The sequence below is a fragment of the Bacillus sp. FSL R9-9530 genome, from assembly GCF_038008145.1.
Taxonomy (GTDB): Bacteria; Bacillota; Bacilli; order Bacillales; family Bacillaceae_G; genus Bacillus_A; species Bacillus_A mycoides.
In genome coordinates this window covers 1,327,221-1,343,558 of sequence record NZ_JBBOYO010000001.1, presented here as the reverse complement: position 1 = coordinate 1,343,558, position 16,338 = coordinate 1,327,221, and the positions used below count along the sequence as shown (strand labels likewise).

The following is a 16,338-nucleotide window of genomic DNA, read 5'->3' as shown; positions in this document are numbered from 1 at the left end:
GATACAGAAGAGATTGTATCTGTATCTTAATATAAATAATGGGATGAAACCTCTTCCCTGCAACGTTTAAGGCACCTTTTATAGGTGTCTTTTTTATTGTTTTTTCGTCAAAAACCCTTTACTTTAGTGCGTTTTAATAGTAAAATATAAATATACGAACAAATGTTCTTTTTAATTTATTTGTACATGAAGGGATGATTTCAACAATGACTCAAGCAAAGCGCAGAGGAAGAAAAAAGCAAACACCTATTATTTCAAATACAGGCTTTATCGGCTCTGTCTTTATTGATACATTGGAGTTACAAAAGAAATCCTATTATTTCGCTCGTAAAAAACTTCAAATTGTGCATCACGTACTAGATGGTCTATCTGGAGCAACGAGTGCATTATTTAAAGAACATAATACCGCTGCATACATGTCATGTGTGTATTTACATAAACAAAAGAAAATCGGCTTCGTTCTTTCAACAAAACCTTTTGAACAAAGTGATGGTATTTCTTATTTTATAAATTATTTAATTGAAAAGAATTTTTACGGTAACGAAGAAGTAGAATATCAAGAAGTATTTAATACAGGTTTTATTGGTGTAGTATTCGCGGATTTATCTAGTATAGATCGCTTTAATTTTGAGTTTGAAATGGGTATGTTAACGAAATTAATGAAAGATATGATTATTCCGGTTAAAGAGCTCTTTTTACGCCACAATGTACCGGCTTACATCTCCACTTCTCATTTAGAGGAGCAAAATAAATTAGGTTTCGTTCTATCTGTAAAGCCATATGATGAACGTGCAGAAGCAGATTTATACTTTGAAACATACTTAAAAGAACGAGGGTTATTTATTGGTGATGAAGAGGATGATATTGATAAGATTGTTATTAGAAAGACGGCTGAATTACGATAGTTTTCCAGTACAACTTACATTAATAAATTTTTCAGTATTTAATTTGAACTTAATACCTTCCTATTGGTAATAGGAAGGTATTAATAATTTATTAGTCCTTATGCTTTTCATACATCTCTATTTTTTTATTTAGTAAATCTTTACCCCAGACTTGCATTGCTTCTAATACAGGTATAAACTTTTTCCCCTGCTCTGTTAAAGAATATTCTACCTTTGGTGGAACAACTTTATAAACTTCTCTGTGTACTAACTCGTCCTCTTCAAGCTCTCTTAATTGTCTAGTTAAGATTCCTTTTGAGATACCAGGTAACATCCTCAATAATTCATTAAACCTAATAATTTCATTTTTGCTTAAATGCCACAAAATCACGATTTTCCATCTTCCTGCAATTGCATTTTGGGTAACTGTTAATGGACAAATTTCTTGCTGTGTTTCTTCAGAAACCGATTCATCTTGATAACTAAAACGTGCCATAATAAAATCTCCTTTTTCGCTAAGTACTATTTTTATGACTATGTTATTAAATTGTGCCTACTTACATAAATCCTTCTTAAGAAATAGTATATGTAATGTATACAAAAATCAAAAATAAAGATGTATGTAACGGAGGAGATTGTATGAAAGTTTTAGTAACAGGTGCAAATGGAAATTTAGGTTCTAAAATTGTTGAGTATTTACTTACCAGATTATCAATTGAAGAAATAATTGTTGGGGTACGTGATGACAAGTCTGAAAAAGCACTTAGCTATAAGGAACAAGGCTTAGAAGTACGTGTAACGGATTTTGAAAATCAAGAAACCTTGTTTTCAGCATTCAAAGATGTTGATCGTTTATTCATCATGTCAACATTTGGTGACTTTGATACAGTTATACGTCAGCATACAAATGCAGTAGAAGCTGCCAAAGCAACAGGTGTAAAACAAATTATTTATCCAAGTGTTACAAGAGCAGAAGGAAATGACTTTTTCCTAGCGGGCATGCATAGAGCACGTGAAGTAGCAATTATTGAATCAGGTATTCCTTATGTGATTCTGCGTAACAACTGGTATGTAGAAAATGAACTTGGTACAATTCAAAGCTGTATGGCTGGTGCCCCTTGGGTGACTTCTGCAGGAGAAGGGAAAATCGGTTGGGTATATCGTCCGGATTTAGCTGAAGCAGCAGCGAATGTTTTGGTAGCTGATGGTCACAAAAATAAGATTTATGAACTTTCTGGTGAAAATTTAAAACAACAGCAATTTGTTGATACATTAAGTGAAGTATTAGGAAAAGAAATTCCTTTATTAGAAGTAGATGACTCTTCTTATGAAGGAATGTTAAAAGGTGCTGGAGTACCTGAAGCCTACCTTCCAATGTTAGTAATGATTCAAAAAGGGATTCGTGAAGGAGGATTAGAATCAACACATACCCATTTGAATTTCTTATTAGAACGTCAGGCTACACCATTAAAGCAAGCATTAACACATTTATTAGTAAATACAAAATAGATAAATCAAATTCCACAGCCGAAATCAAATAATAAATTTTGTATTTAAAAAAGTGCCTTTACTTCGACCACCTATCACTTTAGTTAAAGAAGGATTTTTAAACAACATTATTATTTTTTAAAGGACTTTATTGCAAAATAAGCATCTTTTTTGTTACTTAACAAGTTCACTTAGCTACGCAAAACACTATAATCTTTTGAATGAATTTCTAAATTTAACTTATTTGAGTAAGCCTTATTCAAAATAAGAAATACTATCCCTCCTGTAATTGGAAGCGTGTAAGCAGGGATATAATTTAATACTAATCCTGATAATGCCAATGCTATTGGCTGCATCATTTTACCTATACTTAATCCAATACTGAGTACCCTCCCCCTATATTCATCAGGAATCTCTTTTTGCATGAAATAAATTAAAGGAATATCAATTAACGCTATTATTAGCCCTAAAAAGAACATAACGACACAATACATAATAACGTATACAAAATCATTTACTTCAAAACTTTTGAATAGAACTGGAATTCCTGAAATAATCATAAAAACTGCCAACATTGAACTTAGCTTTTTCAAAAGATAAGAGTAAGAAAAACGATTAGTTATCTTTTTTACTAAAATTGCACCAATTATCATCCCTACTGGAAAAGTCCCTTGAATGATACCAAATTGCTTAGAACTAAGATTGAGAACTGTGTTAATAATGTATGGCAATGGAACAGTTACAGCAAACCCTAAGAAGAAATTAAGTGAAATTAAAATTCGAAACGTATTCTTTAAGCTTTCCTTTTCAATTAAGTATGAAAACCCCTCTTTTATATCTTTAATAAAATTAATTCTCCTTTTTGGGCATTCCTCATTTATATTGAACTCGAACAGTTTAAAATGAATAAATACTATGGATATACCCGAAAGAATAAATGAAATACCGTTTATAATTATAAAAATTTTAATATCAAAGACTGCAAAAACGATGCCACCTAACATAGGACCGAGAATTAAAGATACAGAATCGATAATTTTACTTATAGAGTTAATACTCATAAGCCGCTCTTTAGAGACGATATTTGGTTTTGCGGCTTCTAATCCTATTCCAAAAAATGTTGTAAATACCGTCATAAGAAAGGTAGTAGTATAAACGATGAATAAGTTTAATCCATAATAGCTGCTTAATATATAAACAGTTATTAATAAGCATCCACTTAGTAAATCCATACAAATAACCAGTTTCTTTTTATCAACCTTATCAGCAATTACACCGGCAAATGGATTCATAACAATCATTGGAATCGTTCCTAAAATGAGCGTAATCGCAAAATTTAACGCAGATCCGGTTATTTGTAAAACATATAATCCTAATGCGAAACTATATATAGAGCTACCGAATATTGATACTGTTTTTGCAATTGAATATAAACAAATATTTCTTAGTTCTTGGTTTCTTTTTTTATTTTCTATATGTAATCGTAAACTTCCCATAACATTTCCCTCCCGCTGAACTTTGTATTACGTACAGTGTAAGTTCTCGGGTCAACCCAATATCAATATGCTAGTATTAAAAACTTTTAAAAGAAAAATTAAAAAAGATGGGGTTAACCCCATCTTTTTCCGAAAAATGAATATGTATAAATTTCTTCTCCTTGAACAAAGAAATCCTCGTATTTTCCTCCTCGTTCTATATATTCTGAAGTTCTTTCATCTATGGAATTAAACTGTAGCTTTTGGATTTCTCCCTTGACTTTTGAAGACGTAAAATTATCTCTTAATCTAGTTGTAATTTGGCTATTTATGCTAAAATTTTTAAATACAATAAATGAACTTAATAAATAACAATCAGGTTTGAATAGATAGTTTAATTCGTGCAATAAAAAATTTTCATGCTCAAAACTGTAATTACTTGTACCAGACTGATCAATTACAATATCAACAGAATGATTCTGAATAGGTATACTTAAAAAATCAGCGCAAATAAAAAGAATGTTTCTTTTGGAATTTCTTTTTTCAATTACATCTTTTAAAAATAGAAGTTTATTCAAATCTCGATCAACAGCAATATATAAACAATCTTCTGGTAGTTCTTCATAAATATTTCGTAAAAAGAACCCAAGACCCGATCCTAAATCAAGTAGTATTTTGTTATTTAAATCTAATTGCATTAGTTTCTTTTTCGCCCATTCTCCTTCTCTATGCATATTTTCCAAATATGCAGTATCAGTTTCATGAATATAATCTGAAATAGAACTTTCAAGTGAAGATCGCTCATATGCTTTAAATAAATTGCCAGCTGTTAGAATACCTGAAGTAATAATGTATTCTTCCCCACAGTTACAAATTAACTTTCCCTCTGTAATTTGATTGCAATTAATAATTCCATTTTGAAGAATTAGGTTTTTGCTACACTTAGAACATGTAAGTAAATGAAGTACGCTTAAATCTATTCCAATAATAGAATTCGGAGTTTCATTTGTTAGCGATAAATCATTTAACACTTCTTTTAATTTATCCCTTCTCTCCTCTAAAATTTGTATTTCTTGTTCAAACATTTCGTATTTCGATTTAAATAAAGATTGGTAAAGAGTATCTTTTTCGTAATTCATAGATTTTGCTAAATTTTGATAAAGAAAAAGTTCTTTAATTTCATTCAAACTAAAACCTAGCCATTTGTACTCTAATATAAGCTCTATATCTTTTTGACAATACTCATCAAAAAAATAATGGCTACCCTTCTTTTCAGGAATAATTAGTCCGAGATCCATATAATGTCTAATTGTATCTATACTTATATTGTTTTTTTCTCCAAACTTTCCGATTTTCATAATATCACTACCATTATAATATTTGTTTATACATACTTCTTTTTTTTAGTAGAAAATCCTTTTATCTATACATTATTATTTATGATACGAGAATGATGTAATGAAGCTTTTATATAATAAAAAAACCCGCGAATTATTCACGGGTTTTCCTCTTAATAACTAATTGCTATTGTTCCTTCACCTGCATGAACAGCAAATGAAATCGGCAATGGATAAAGCTTGAAATCCATTTCAGGGAATGCTTGTTTAATATCTAAAATCCATTCTTCAGCTCCATCTTTATCGTTAGCATAGAACATATGAAGTACTTTTGGTAATTCTTTTTCAAGCTCATTTTTAATGTATTCTCTACATTTTTGGATTTTACGCACTTTCTTTTCAAGTAAAAGTTCCCCGCCTTTTACTTCTAAGATTAAGTTGACACTTAATAAACTTCCAAGTAAAAATTGAACTCCCTTTACTCGACCACTTGCATATAAACCTTTTAAGCTTTTTGGAAATACATAAAAAGGCCTTCTTTTTTCATCTACTAATGTTTTATGTATATCTTGTAAAGTCATACCATCATTGTATAACGTTTTAGCTTTTCTCAAAAGTTCATCCATTGGATAACTTGTCGTTTCACTATCTAATACAGTTAAAGGGAAACCTGCCATATCAGCAGCTAACTTCATATTTTGATAGGTCCCACTTACTTTTCCGCTAATAGCAACTGCAAAGCCTTCTTCATATTCTTCTTTGCATTTAGTAAATAATTCTACCATTTCCCCTATGTTAGGTTGCGAAGTAGTAACTGTTCTTCCATCATTTAACGCTTCATAAAGATGTTTATGAACTCCTTCTTCACAATCCTTATAAGACACTCCATCAATAATAACTTCAATTGGGATAACAAAGTTATCACCATCTGTTGTAAAACTCGCAGTTGTACTATCAGTAAACCAAGCAACACGCTTCATGTTGTTCCTCCCTTATTCTGTTCCTCTTTTCTGACTTTTCTATATATTTATCTTACGAAAAGAGAATATCCCCTGTAATAGTAACAGGACTTTATTATTTTGGCTATAGTAGATGTAATAATAAATGTGAATGTTTTTTGTCTATTTATCAAAAAAAAGAAAACCACAAAATTTCCCGGCCTTCTTTTAATATTACTTAAATGTTTCGTTATCTAAAATTACAACATAATCATTCGTCAATCGGCCAGCTTCTTTCGTATAATTAACAAGCCTTTGTATGTTATCACAGCTAAGTTTTGCTCCCCATACGAGTAATGGTACGCCGATAAAGTCGATATGGAACCTTCTAGAAAACAGACCACCGAAAGTCATTGGTAAAGGAACTGTTGGTGATGTATTAGAAAAAATAATCTTTTCATGGCTGTGATAATGTTTTTGCAGAATCTCTCCTAAATGCTTCATCGCAGGTACAACGACTTTGGATGCCCCGCACCCAATTGTATATACAGGATTCCCATATTCATCTTGTCCATGAAAAATAATCTTTCCCATATCCTCTGTTTTCAATTTATTAAAGTAATCTACATTTAATATTTCTTCTTTCGTTAACTTACGATCTGTTGGTAATTTATTTAAATGATAAGCTGCAGCGAGTGCAGTTGAATGCGTTCCACCGAAATCTGTGTAAATGAATATCATATTATCATCCCTTGTTGTAAAAGTTCAATATTATTTAGTATTACCGTTCACAGCGTTGTTAAACAAGGGACGAATGTATTTACGCTTTTTGTGTTAATTCATTATATTTTTTCCAAATATAATAGCGTCTACTAATTACGGTACCTAATGTGATACATAAAAAGGCATTCGTTACAACCATTAATGTGTGGTGAGTACTGCCAGGAAACATACTTTGCTTAATCACGATTTTCGCACCTAAAATAACAAGGAGAATAATTGTATTTAACCAATTTCCTTTTCGTAATACATGACCTGTTTCACTATCTAATCGAAATGTTAAAGCTTTTCCCCTAATAACTCCAAGACCCAATCCAATTCCAAGCATTGCAACGAAGAGAAGTCCTTGCAATATATTTAATTGTCCCATATGAATAATGGACTGGATTGTTACAAAGCACAGCAAAGCCGGAATGAGCCAAATACGATTAATATTCACTTTGTATTCCTTACCTTGAATTAATACAATTATAAGAATAACAAGTAGAATAACAAATAGAATATCCATTTAGAGTCCTCCTATATACTTGTTTACCTTTGAAAATTATATTCGTCTCTGTTCATATCATACTTGAAATACGATAGCTACTTTAATTTGTATAATATGGAATGTAATTTCCCATCAGCCTTAAGCATTATTTATAAAAGTAAAAAGACGTACTTTTTACTCATACGTCTCCTACTACTTGGTCTTCATATATAGCTACTAGTTCAATTGCGGGATTTTCATATTTTTCTTTCGCTCTAAGTACATTGTCATAATATGCTGTATCTAAAAAAGATAACGCACGGCAACGTACCTAGCCTATTTCGTCTTCTTTTTTATATGCACTAATTTTTATATCCATGTAATTAAAAAGCTACTTCTATTTCTACCATTAGTTTTTCAGGTCCTGCCCCTTTATGATAGCAGTAAATAATTTGCATCTTGAGGCAATTCCAAATCTTGTTTGTAGTGTATTGTTTATACATTCACTTCGGTTAGCATATCCAAATGAATTTTCATAGATAATATCATCATCTTTTTTTATTAAGACTATCCCAGAAAAATCTATATTCTGATGTATTTCTTTTACAATTTTCTCTATTTGATCTTTTGTTTTTATCATAATAACCACCCTTGTTTATTGGTATTGTTCTTTCCCCTTATTATTTTTCCATATATAGGGTAAAGAAACCTCCTATTCACCCACCCTTTAGTTTCAAATAAAAATCAAGGTAACTATTTCGATTTTATTGATTCAGCGGAATATATCTTAGACTGCGATGGTAATAAGGTAAACACGCACAATATGATAGTAATAAGTAGCATTACCAGTACTCCTACAATGACCACAAGTTGCATAGAAGTGAATTGAGTTGCAACGCCGAACAGAATCGTTATAAAAATTGTTAAAACAGCTATAATGAGCCCGTATATACTCCCGATTCGTCCCATCATATGAACCGGAACGTTATTTTGATAAAATGTGTAAAATCCTGTATTTGCATATGCCATAGAGAAAGATAGAATAAAGAATCCGATAGCAGCTATTAAAAACTCACTTGAAAAAGCATAAATCAAATATCCGATTGCAATGAATAATGATCCTATCCCAATTAGAAATGAAGGTGCTAATTTTTTTGATAAAATTGTATTTGTTATGGCTCCTAAAATAAAACCCGCTCCAGCGATACTAACTAGGAAGCCATACTCACTATCTGTTAACAATAAAACTTCTTTCGCAAACGATAGTTCAAGTGAATCTATAGCGGTAGCTAAAACCATCATCCCTTGAAATAAGAAGTAAACACAAACAATATACATAGATTTTTTACTAAAATTTAAAACTATGTTCCAATCTTTCTTTAATACAGTTAGTGAAAATTTATCATTGGATGTATTAGAATCGTCTTTTTTATCAAGATTAGGTAAAAGTAATGTAATGAACCCTGATAACAGAAATGCTATAGCATTCATATATATAGCAAACTCTGGTGTACCAGTTATTAATAATATCCCCGCTACTGCTGGACCAATTAAAAATGCACCAGATCCTATTAAACTACGTAGTGAGTTGAAACGTTGTCTTTGCTCTACTGGAATTAATTTCGTCATATATGTCATAGCAGTTGGTTCATAAATCGCACTGGCCATGCTTATAAAAAATACTAAGAGATAGACAATCCAAAGGGATGGAACCAAGGGTAAAATAGCGATAAATACTACTCGATATATATCGAGGTGAATCATTAACTTTCGTTTATTTAAACGATCTATCATACTTCCTGACCAAGCGTTTGTAAATAAAGTGGCTAATGGTTTTATCACATATAAAGTAGCGACAGCTAAGGCTGAGCCACCCATATTATAGACAAGTACATTCAGTGCGATTAAATAAATCCATGCACCTAAATTCGCAATACCAACTCCGGACAATAGTAATAAAGGATATTTCCAATCTTTAAGTAATTTTTTCACTTTAGGCACCCACTTTCTAAATTGTTTTAAAAAAACAAAAAAATCCCACCCCCAAGACTTTTAGTCTTAGGGACGAGATTTATCATCGCGGTGCCACCCTAGTTTGTTAATATGTCGCCATATTAACCTTATCAGGTACTGCACTATTTTCATGCTTATACCTTAGCTCTATAACGGGAGCTCCCGTCACACCATCCACTTTTAAAAGGTTCCGATGTGCTGCTCAGAGGCTTGATTCAATAAAGAATTTTTGCTCCTTTTCAGCTAAATGGAGCTCTCTGTGAAAAATTCATTTTATCTACTCTTCTCTTCACTGCATTTGGTTTTTCCATATTATCACATAACTATTTAACTGTAAATAATAAATAATCAGATATTTCAAGCTATGCCAATGTTAATAGTCTTATTTATTATTTTTTCTAAAAATTACGGTGTGTGAAATTAGTTGAATCTCTAAAAAAAAGAGCCAATTATATATAGGCCCTTCAAAATTTCCAAATTAATTCGTGTTTGCCTCTACTAACGGTTGTAGCGGTGGTTCTAATTCTAGTTCTAAAGTGTCACCCTCTTGTAAATCTTGTCCTTTTTCAATACTTTGACTCGTTACATAGCCCATACCTGAAGTTTTTAAATCTAATTTTAATAGCTTGGAGAAATACATAACATCACGCATTGACCAACCTTTTAGGTTAGGCATTTTCACATTACTTCCTACTAGAAGTATGCGATCTCCTTCACTCATTACTTCGCTAGTCTGTGGATATTGTTTTATTATCTTTCCTTCTCCTAATAATACCGGCTGAAGTTTCTCTTTTTCTGCAATATTTTTTACAGTATCCATTGTTTGATTTACATAATTTTGTACTTTTATTTCAGATTGCTTTGTTGCATCTGCCATTTGCTTTTCTGTATATGGTTTCACTTTTAAATATTCTAGACTATTTTTCATAACTGGTTTAAAAATTTCAGCAAGAGGCTGAGCACCGTATTCATTCCCCTTTAATTTAGGTTGCTTAATGGCTAAATATACGACTAATTGTGGATCATCAATTGGAGCCATTCCTAAGAATGAAAAAATATAATTATCTTTCCCTTCCATATATCGTCCATTTTCAGGATTCGGAATTTGCGCTGTCCCTGTTTTACCACCAATCGGATAGCCATCAATTTTATACATCGTTCCCGTTCCTTTTGATGAAGTAATAACTCGCTCCATTAAGTTCCTTACCTCTTCTGCAGTTTCTTTTTTAATCGGATTCCCTATTTCTTTAGGTTGATTTTCCATAATAACTTGTTTATTTGTTGGATTTACAACCTTATCAACAATATAAGGTTGCATCATTTTCCCGTCATTTGCTATAGCTGTGGCCGCTTGTACGATTTGAATAGGAGTTACAGTTGAGCCTTGGCCGAAAGAAGTAGTAACTTGTTGAATTTGAGTATTTAACAATAATGTATTTTTACTTTCTCCAGGTAAATCTATCCCTGTTTTTTGATTGAAACCAAATTTATTCATATATTGCTTGAATTTATTTGGTTTCAGTAACTGGTCTTCTAAAATAGAAAAAGCAACGTTCGATGACCGTTCAAACCCTTCATCAAATGTAATTGAGCCCCATCCATAGCCGCCATTATGATCTTTAATCTCTGCTGAACCAACTGCGTATTTTCCTGATTGGAAATATTCTTTCCCGTTATATACACCTTCATTAATTGCAGAAGCTAATGTAAAAACTTTCATTGTAGACCCTGGTTCGAATGCATTCGCAATTGGATCGTTTAAAAAATATTCAATGTCTCCCTTGTTAGGATTATAACTAGGCTTACTAGACATTGCTAAAATCTTACCTGTTTTTGGATCTGCAATAATTCCTACTAACATAGAAGGGTCATAGTGTTGCGCCGCTTTATTCATCGCGTCTTCTAAAAAACTATTAATTTGTTTATCAAGCGTAAGGTATACGTTATTTCCATTTTTAGCAGGTTCTACTTTTCCTATATCATTTGTAAGTGGGATTCCTTTTCTTGAACCTACATATGAAACATTACCATTTGTAGAGCGCAAATATTTATCCAAACTTTCTTCAAGCCCAAACTTCCCCACCGCATTACCTTTATCGTCTGGTCTTGCAAAACCAAGTATATACGAGGCGAAATCTTCATTTGGGTATACTCTGGCTTTTTCTGTTGTAAAAGATACACCTGGTATTTTCAAATTATTAATCTCTTCCTTCGCTTCTCTAGATAAGTTACGTCCAATTTTACCAATTTCAACTTGCGTACGTCCTTCGTGAAAATTTTTCATGATCTCCTCTTTATCAACTTCAAGCGCATCTGCTAAACGTTGTGCGGTGTCTTCTTTATCTTTTAATTTATCTTTTCCTTTTAGGTTTACAACGATGCGATATGTCGTTGAGTCTTGGACTAATACTTTACCGTTTTGATCATAAATTGTCCCGCGATTTGCCTCTAAAACTCCATTTTTGTTTTGTTGTTCCTTCGCAAGATCCTTTACATTAACATTATGCACGACTCCTACTGCTTGAATATAAAATATACGTAAAAGCATAGTAAGAAACAAAACAATAAAAGCAATCATCATATATCGAGCGCCTTTATTCGTTTGAAGTTTATGCATACTAATCTCCTTTCCTTTACAGTGCATTAATGCGAAGATGCGCTACTAAATATGTTCTTTAATATAGTAGATACTATATTTTTCGAAGTTTTTTTACTAATTCCTCTATAACAATAAGAAAACCAGTTCTGTTGCTATTTATTTTTTATTAATTTTGTATTTTTTAATATAAAATACGGTGAGTGAAATTTTTCGAATCTTCAAATAAAAAGAACCTACTTTTTGGTAGGTTCTTAAGTTTACGCTATGTGGTTATATTTCGCTAAAAAAGGAACTCGTTTTGCTACTAGTGCATACATTTTGAAAATAAAACTTGCTAACGGTTCAAATATACGTGCGCTTTGCATCACTAATCCACTTGTAATAAATGTTAAGAACGCAGCACCAAGTATATCTAGAGGATAATGAACGCCTACGTACATGCGTGATACACCGACTAATATTGCCCATATTAACGCGATATATTTAAGTTTTTCTCCTCTTAGAATAAATACGAAAGCAATCGAAAATACGAGTACAGAATGATCACTTACAAATGATGAATCTGCTGCATGCGGTACTAATTGATTTACATGATGTGTTATAAAAGGACGCGGATGGTAATATACCGCATGTATAAGAACATTTACTAATAATGCAATACTAACTGAAAGTGTCGTATATAACACTGTATATTGTTTTCTAATTGCATTCTCTTTCTTTCCATTATTGAACCATAGGATAAGCATAAATAGTATTGCTACATATGCAGCACTATTTGTAATAGCGATCATTAGCGTATCTAATAGCTTGGATGATCCAGCAAAGTTATTAATCCATTGAAATACTGTGTAATTCATATTACTCTCTCCTTATTATTACTCATTGTACTTTAAATAAAGATACAAGTGTTCTTGATTTACACAGTATACAACATCAATATGAAAATGGACTTAAACTTTTCTCATCTAATTCTCATTTTGCTACTATTCATTTGACAATGGCGTAACTATTTACACGAGCTAAATATGTATAAAGGTTGTAAACCATTTTAAATAGTATGGTGAACACTCTATGCATGAATATAATACATAACATATTCATTTAAATATATTAGTTACGAAATCATATTCTTATTCCATACGAAGGGCAATATTACCGAATTGTTCTCCTTGCTGCATTCGATTTAAAGCTTGGATTGCTTCTTCTAATGGATATACTTTATCAATAATTGGTTTAATATTATGTTTCTCTATAAAATGAACCATCTCATTAAATTCTTCACGGCTTCCCATTGATGTTCCCATAATATCAATTTGATTATAAAATAATGCTCGTAACGGTAATTCGATTTTATCTCCTGAACTTGCACCAAAGTTAACGATTCTTCCATTTGGTTTTAATATATCAAAATATTTTAAGAAAGTCGCCGGACCTATACTATCTATAATTAAATCCACTTTCTCTCCATGTAGGCACTCTTCCCAATTACCAGAACTATTAAAAGAAAAGTCTGCACCATATTTTTCAGCAGCCTTTCTTTTTCCCTCTATCCTTGAAGTAACACTCACCTTTGCTCCAATTGCTTTAGCAAATAACATAGCATAAGTAGCTACACCACCGCCGATTCCCGGAATTAGGACATGTTCTTCAGGTTTTAATCTACCTTTTGTAAAAAGCGCTCTATATGCAGTTAATGCCGATAAAGATAAAACGCCAGATTCTTCCCACGTAAGATATGATGGCTTTTCCACTACATTTTCTGCTGGTACAATAACATATTCAGCAAACGTTCCATCGGCTGGTCCACCTAGTACTTCAGGTAACTCTGGTATTTCATGAGTATTATTCCATCCAATACTAGGGTTAATAATAACCTCGGTATGTAGTGAAATATTTGAAACTCCTTCTCCTAGTTCTATAACAATACCTGCACCATCTGACCCTAAAACTAATGGTAGTTCCATTTCTTTTCTATTATTCATTATAAATAAATCACGATGATTTAAACCTGCTGCTCTTAATTTCACTTTAACTTCCCCCACATTAGGAGTTATCTCCGGTGATAATTTATATTCTAAACCTTCTAACCCTTTTTTATGTTGATGTACAATAGCTTTCATTAATTATTCCCCCTTAATCCTTTCAATGTACTTTAAATATCGAAATAAATAAAATAATTTGATTACTAAGCATCAAAAAAGGAGGAAATACAAAATGTATTCCTCCTTTTAAAGAGTATTTTCAAAAAGAATTTTTTACCTTTAACTATTCATGTGTAGTATCAGGAAATGTAATTGTAACAATTGTTCCTTCGTTTTCTTTACTCTCTAATTGAATAGCTCCGTTATATTTTTCTACAAGCCTTTTTGCAATTGATAAACCTAGCCCATTTCCACCTTGTTTTCGGCTTCTCGCTTTATCAACTCTATAAAAACGGTTAAGAACAAATGGTAAATCTGCTTCAGGTATTCCTGCCCCATGATCTATTATGCGGATTTTAATTTTGCCTGACCGCATACTTGATTCAATGCAAATATACTTATTAGCTTCTTTTGTATATTTCACTGCATTATCCATTACAATAATAATTATTTGTTCTAAGTAAGATGATGGTATTGAAACATACGCTTCATCTGCATCCAATTTCATATCAAATTGAAAGTCAGTTTGCAGTATTGCAAAGTTTTGTGTAACTTGTTTTAATACGCTATTAACATGGACTCGTTCAGCTGCTATTGGATGTATCTGTTCTGATTCAGCCCTTGATAGCTCTAGCAATTCTGAAACTAATTTATTTAATCGATCTACTTCTTTTAAACTGGATTGAAGAGATTTATCCAATATAGCTGGATCATTTTTCCCCCATCGATTCAGCATTGATAAGTGCCCTTGAATAATTGTTAATGGTGTTCTTAATTCATGCGATGCGTCTTCTACAAACTGTTTTTGCTGTGTAAAAGAAGTTTCCACTTCATCCATCATTTCATTAAAAAGAATCGATAATTTTGCGAGTTCATCATTATTTTCTCGTACTGGAACTCTTTCATTTAGTCCGTTTTTCTTAATACGCTTCATCGTATCCGTTATGTTTTGAACACTTGATAAAAGCTTTTTCGTTATAAGTATTCCGCCTAAAAAACTAAACACTAATCCACATATCCCTGCAAAGACCATTACCACTAAGATAATTTTTAATAAATGATCAAATGTCTCTAAGTTTTTCGTAAGTTCAATAGTTCCCGTGAATTTTTTTGTTTGAATTGGTATGCGCTCAACTAATATTCGATCTTCTATATGTCTTTTTATTAAGGATTCATCTTGGGTAACCTGTTTTGGTTTTATCCAAGCTTCATTAAAATCTCGAGAAACAGTAACAATGGGCTTTCCATCATTTCCGATAATACGAATCATTTGATGTTTATCAATCATATTATTTAGAAATTCTTTACTATTTTCAAATGTTTTGCTCGAGAGCATTTCGTTTTTATCTTGAAAATATGCCGCTATTTCTGTCAATTGTCTGTTTATTTGTTTCTGTTCATAATCTATAGTCCACTTATTAATTACAATGAATTGTAACGTGCTATACAAAATAAACAAAATGAATACTAGTGTAGTGGACCAAAGTGTTAATTTCCACTTTATAGGTAAATTTCGAATTCGGTGCACAATGTTTTTTATCATTTCATTATATATCCAGCACCGCGGACTGTTTGGATATACTCCTCCTTATCCACACTATGTAACTTATTACGTAAATAACGAACATATACATCGACTATATTCGTCTCAACCATTGCATCATAACCCCATACTTGGTCCAGTAAAATATCACGGGTAAGAACTCGATTAATATTTTTCATAAACATAAGCAGTAGCTCGAATTCTTTATTTGTAAGTTCAATTTCTTCATTTCCTTTAGTTATAGTTCGAGATTCAATCTGAAGCTGTAGATCTTTAAACGAAAGAAATGATGCGTGCTTTTGCTCTGTATTTTCTTCTCTCCTAAAAATCACTCTCATACGTGCTAAAAGTTCTTCAATTGCAAACGGTTTTGGAAGATAATCATCAGCTCCACTATCTAACCCTGTCACACGGTCCATAATACTATCACGAGCAGTCAACATAATAATAGGTGTACTTTTAGTTGCTCTTAGTCGACGACATACTTCCAGTCCGTTTAATCCTGGTAACATTAAATCAAGTAATATGAGATCGTAATTCTTTTCAAGTGCTGCTTCTAATCCCTTTCTTCCATCAAGTTGTATATCTACTATATATCCTTCATACTTTAATTCTAATTCTAAAAAATCTGCTAAGCTTTCCTCATCCTCAATAATTAGTATTTGTTGCAA

Annotated in this window: 14 protein-coding genes, 2 pseudogenes and 1 other annotated feature; of the genes and pseudogenes, 2 read left to right on the top strand and 14 right to left on the bottom strand. The window is 31.9% G+C overall.

What is annotated here, in order from left to right:
• The first annotated feature begins 206 nt into the window (after positions 1-206).
• Positions 207-905, top strand: coding sequence for a hypothetical protein (locus MKX66_RS06710; protein ID WP_341085810.1), 699 nt, complete (start codon positions 207-209; stop codon positions 903-905).
• A 91-nt stretch (positions 906-996) separates the two neighbouring features.
• On the opposite strand, the gene MKX66_RS06705 is transcribed toward MKX66_RS06710, so the two are convergent.
• A complete protein-coding gene (locus MKX66_RS06705; RefSeq protein WP_002032407.1) occupies positions 997-1,380 on the bottom strand; it encodes a winged helix-turn-helix transcriptional regulator in 384 nt (127 codons plus the stop codon).
• A gap of 143 nt (positions 1,381-1,523) precedes the next feature.
• Between MKX66_RS06705 and MKX66_RS06700 the strand changes: the two genes are divergently transcribed.
• A complete protein-coding gene (locus tag MKX66_RS06700; RefSeq protein WP_002189755.1) occupies positions 1,524-2,393 on the top strand; it encodes an SDR family oxidoreductase in 870 nt (289 codons plus the stop codon).
• A 170-nt stretch (positions 2,394-2,563) separates the two neighbouring features.
• On the opposite strand, the gene MKX66_RS06695 is transcribed toward MKX66_RS06700, so the two are convergent.
• The 13 genes and pseudogenes from MKX66_RS06695 to MKX66_RS06635 all read right to left on the bottom strand — a co-directional run bounded on the left by MKX66_RS06695 (position 2,564) and on the right by MKX66_RS06635 (position 16,338).
• Positions 2,564-3,868, bottom strand: coding sequence for an MFS transporter (locus MKX66_RS06695; RefSeq protein ID WP_002032410.1), 1,305 nt, complete (start codon positions 3,866-3,868; stop codon positions 2,564-2,566).
• A gap of 113 nt (positions 3,869-3,981) precedes the next feature.
• A complete protein-coding gene (locus MKX66_RS06690) occupies positions 3,982-5,205 on the bottom strand; it encodes a methyltransferase domain-containing protein (RefSeq protein ID WP_341085809.1) in 1,224 nt (407 codons plus the stop codon).
• Positions 5,206-5,357: 152 nt separating this feature from the next.
• Entirely contained in the window at positions 5,358-6,164 is an 807-nt protein-coding gene (locus MKX66_RS06685) for a DegV family protein (RefSeq protein ID WP_002032412.1), read from the bottom strand.
• A gap of 192 nt (positions 6,165-6,356) precedes the next feature.
• On the bottom strand, positions 6,357-6,863 hold the full coding sequence (locus MKX66_RS06680; protein WP_002013190.1) for a DUF3189 family protein: 507 nt from the start codon (positions 6,861-6,863) through the stop codon (positions 6,357-6,359).
• Between the two features lie 79 nt (positions 6,864-6,942).
• Positions 6,943-7,410 (bottom strand): DUF1453 domain-containing protein, encoded by a 468-nt coding sequence (locus MKX66_RS06675; RefSeq protein WP_341085808.1) that lies wholly within the window; start codon positions 7,408-7,410, stop codon positions 6,943-6,945.
• 169 nt (positions 7,411-7,579) lie between these two features.
• Positions 7,580-7,750 (bottom strand): annotated as a pseudogene (locus tag MKX66_RS06670) (GNAT family N-acetyltransferase); the annotation flags it as partial.
• Positions 7,751-7,807: 57 nt separating this feature from the next.
• A pseudogene (locus MKX66_RS06665) lies at positions 7,808-8,011 on the bottom strand (penicillin-binding protein); the annotation flags it as partial.
• Positions 8,012-8,124: 113 nt separating this feature from the next.
• Positions 8,125-9,363 carry an MFS transporter gene (locus MKX66_RS06660; RefSeq protein WP_002189759.1) on the bottom strand — a complete coding sequence of 413 codons (1,239 nt, stop codon included), beginning with the start codon at positions 9,361-9,363 and terminating at the stop codon, positions 8,125-8,127.
• Positions 9,364-9,428: 65 nt separating this feature from the next.
• Positions 9,429-9,686, bottom strand: a binding site (T-box leader).
• 176 nt (positions 9,687-9,862) lie between these two features.
• Positions 9,863-12,001 (bottom strand): penicillin-binding protein, encoded by a 2,139-nt coding sequence (locus MKX66_RS06655; RefSeq protein ID WP_002189760.1) that lies wholly within the window; start codon positions 11,999-12,001, stop codon positions 9,863-9,865.
• Positions 12,002-12,240: 239 nt separating this feature from the next.
• Positions 12,241-12,840 (bottom strand): undecaprenyl-diphosphatase, encoded by a 600-nt coding sequence (locus MKX66_RS06650; RefSeq protein ID WP_002141978.1) that lies wholly within the window; start codon positions 12,838-12,840, stop codon positions 12,241-12,243.
• Between the two features lie 273 nt (positions 12,841-13,113).
• Positions 13,114-14,103 carry a zinc-binding dehydrogenase gene (locus MKX66_RS06645; protein WP_002032421.1) on the bottom strand — a complete coding sequence of 330 codons (990 nt, stop codon included), beginning with the start codon at positions 14,101-14,103 and terminating at the stop codon, positions 13,114-13,116.
• Positions 14,104-14,248: 145 nt separating this feature from the next.
• Complete coding sequence (locus MKX66_RS06640; protein ID WP_002189762.1) at positions 14,249-15,667, bottom strand: HAMP domain-containing histidine kinase; 1,419 nt, start codon at positions 15,665-15,667, stop codon at positions 14,249-14,251.
• Positions 15,664-16,338: a response regulator transcription factor gene (locus MKX66_RS06635; protein ID WP_215589718.1), complete on the bottom strand. Its 675-nt coding sequence runs from the start codon at positions 16,336-16,338 to the stop codon at positions 15,664-15,666. Before MKX66_RS06635 ends, MKX66_RS06640 begins: the two co-directional genes overlap by 4 nt.

Bases quoted from the DNA above. Each gene is read 5' to 3' on its own strand.
- MKX66_RS06700 (WP_002189755.1), top strand. From the start codon at position 1,524: ATGAAAGTTTTAGTAACAGGTGCAAATGGAAATTTAGGTTCTAAAATT.
- MKX66_RS06655 (WP_002189760.1), bottom strand. From the start codon at position 12,001: ATGCATAAACTTCAAACGAATAAAGGCGCTCGATATATGATGATTGCT.
- MKX66_RS06640 (WP_002189762.1), bottom strand. From the start codon at position 15,667: ATGATAAAAAACATTGTGCACCGAATTCGAAATTTACCTATAAAGTGG.
- MKX66_RS06645 (WP_002032421.1), bottom strand. From the start codon at position 14,103: ATGAAAGCTATTGTACATCAACATAAAAAAGGGTTAGAAGGTTTAGAA.
- MKX66_RS06675 (WP_341085808.1), bottom strand. From the start codon at position 7,410: ATGGATATTCTATTTGTTATTCTACTTGTTATTCTTATAATTGTATTA.
- MKX66_RS06695 (WP_002032410.1), bottom strand. From the start codon at position 3,868: ATGGGAAGTTTACGATTACATATAGAAAATAAAAAAAGAAACCAAGAA.
- MKX66_RS06680 (WP_002013190.1), bottom strand. From the start codon at position 6,863: ATGATATTCATTTACACAGATTTCGGTGGAACGCATTCAACTGCACTC.
- MKX66_RS06690 (WP_341085809.1), bottom strand. From the start codon at position 5,205: ATGAAAATCGGAAAGTTTGGAGAAAAAAACAATATAAGTATAGATACA.
- MKX66_RS06710 (WP_341085810.1), top strand. From the start codon at position 207: ATGACTCAAGCAAAGCGCAGAGGAAGAAAAAAGCAAACACCTATTATT.
- MKX66_RS06650 (WP_002141978.1), bottom strand. From the start codon at position 12,840: ATGAATTACACAGTATTTCAATGGATTAATAACTTTGCTGGATCATCC.
- MKX66_RS06685 (WP_002032412.1), bottom strand. From the start codon at position 6,164: ATGAAGCGTGTTGCTTGGTTTACTGATAGTACAACTGCGAGTTTTACA.
- MKX66_RS06705 (WP_002032407.1), bottom strand. From the start codon at position 1,380: ATGGCACGTTTTAGTTATCAAGATGAATCGGTTTCTGAAGAAACACAG.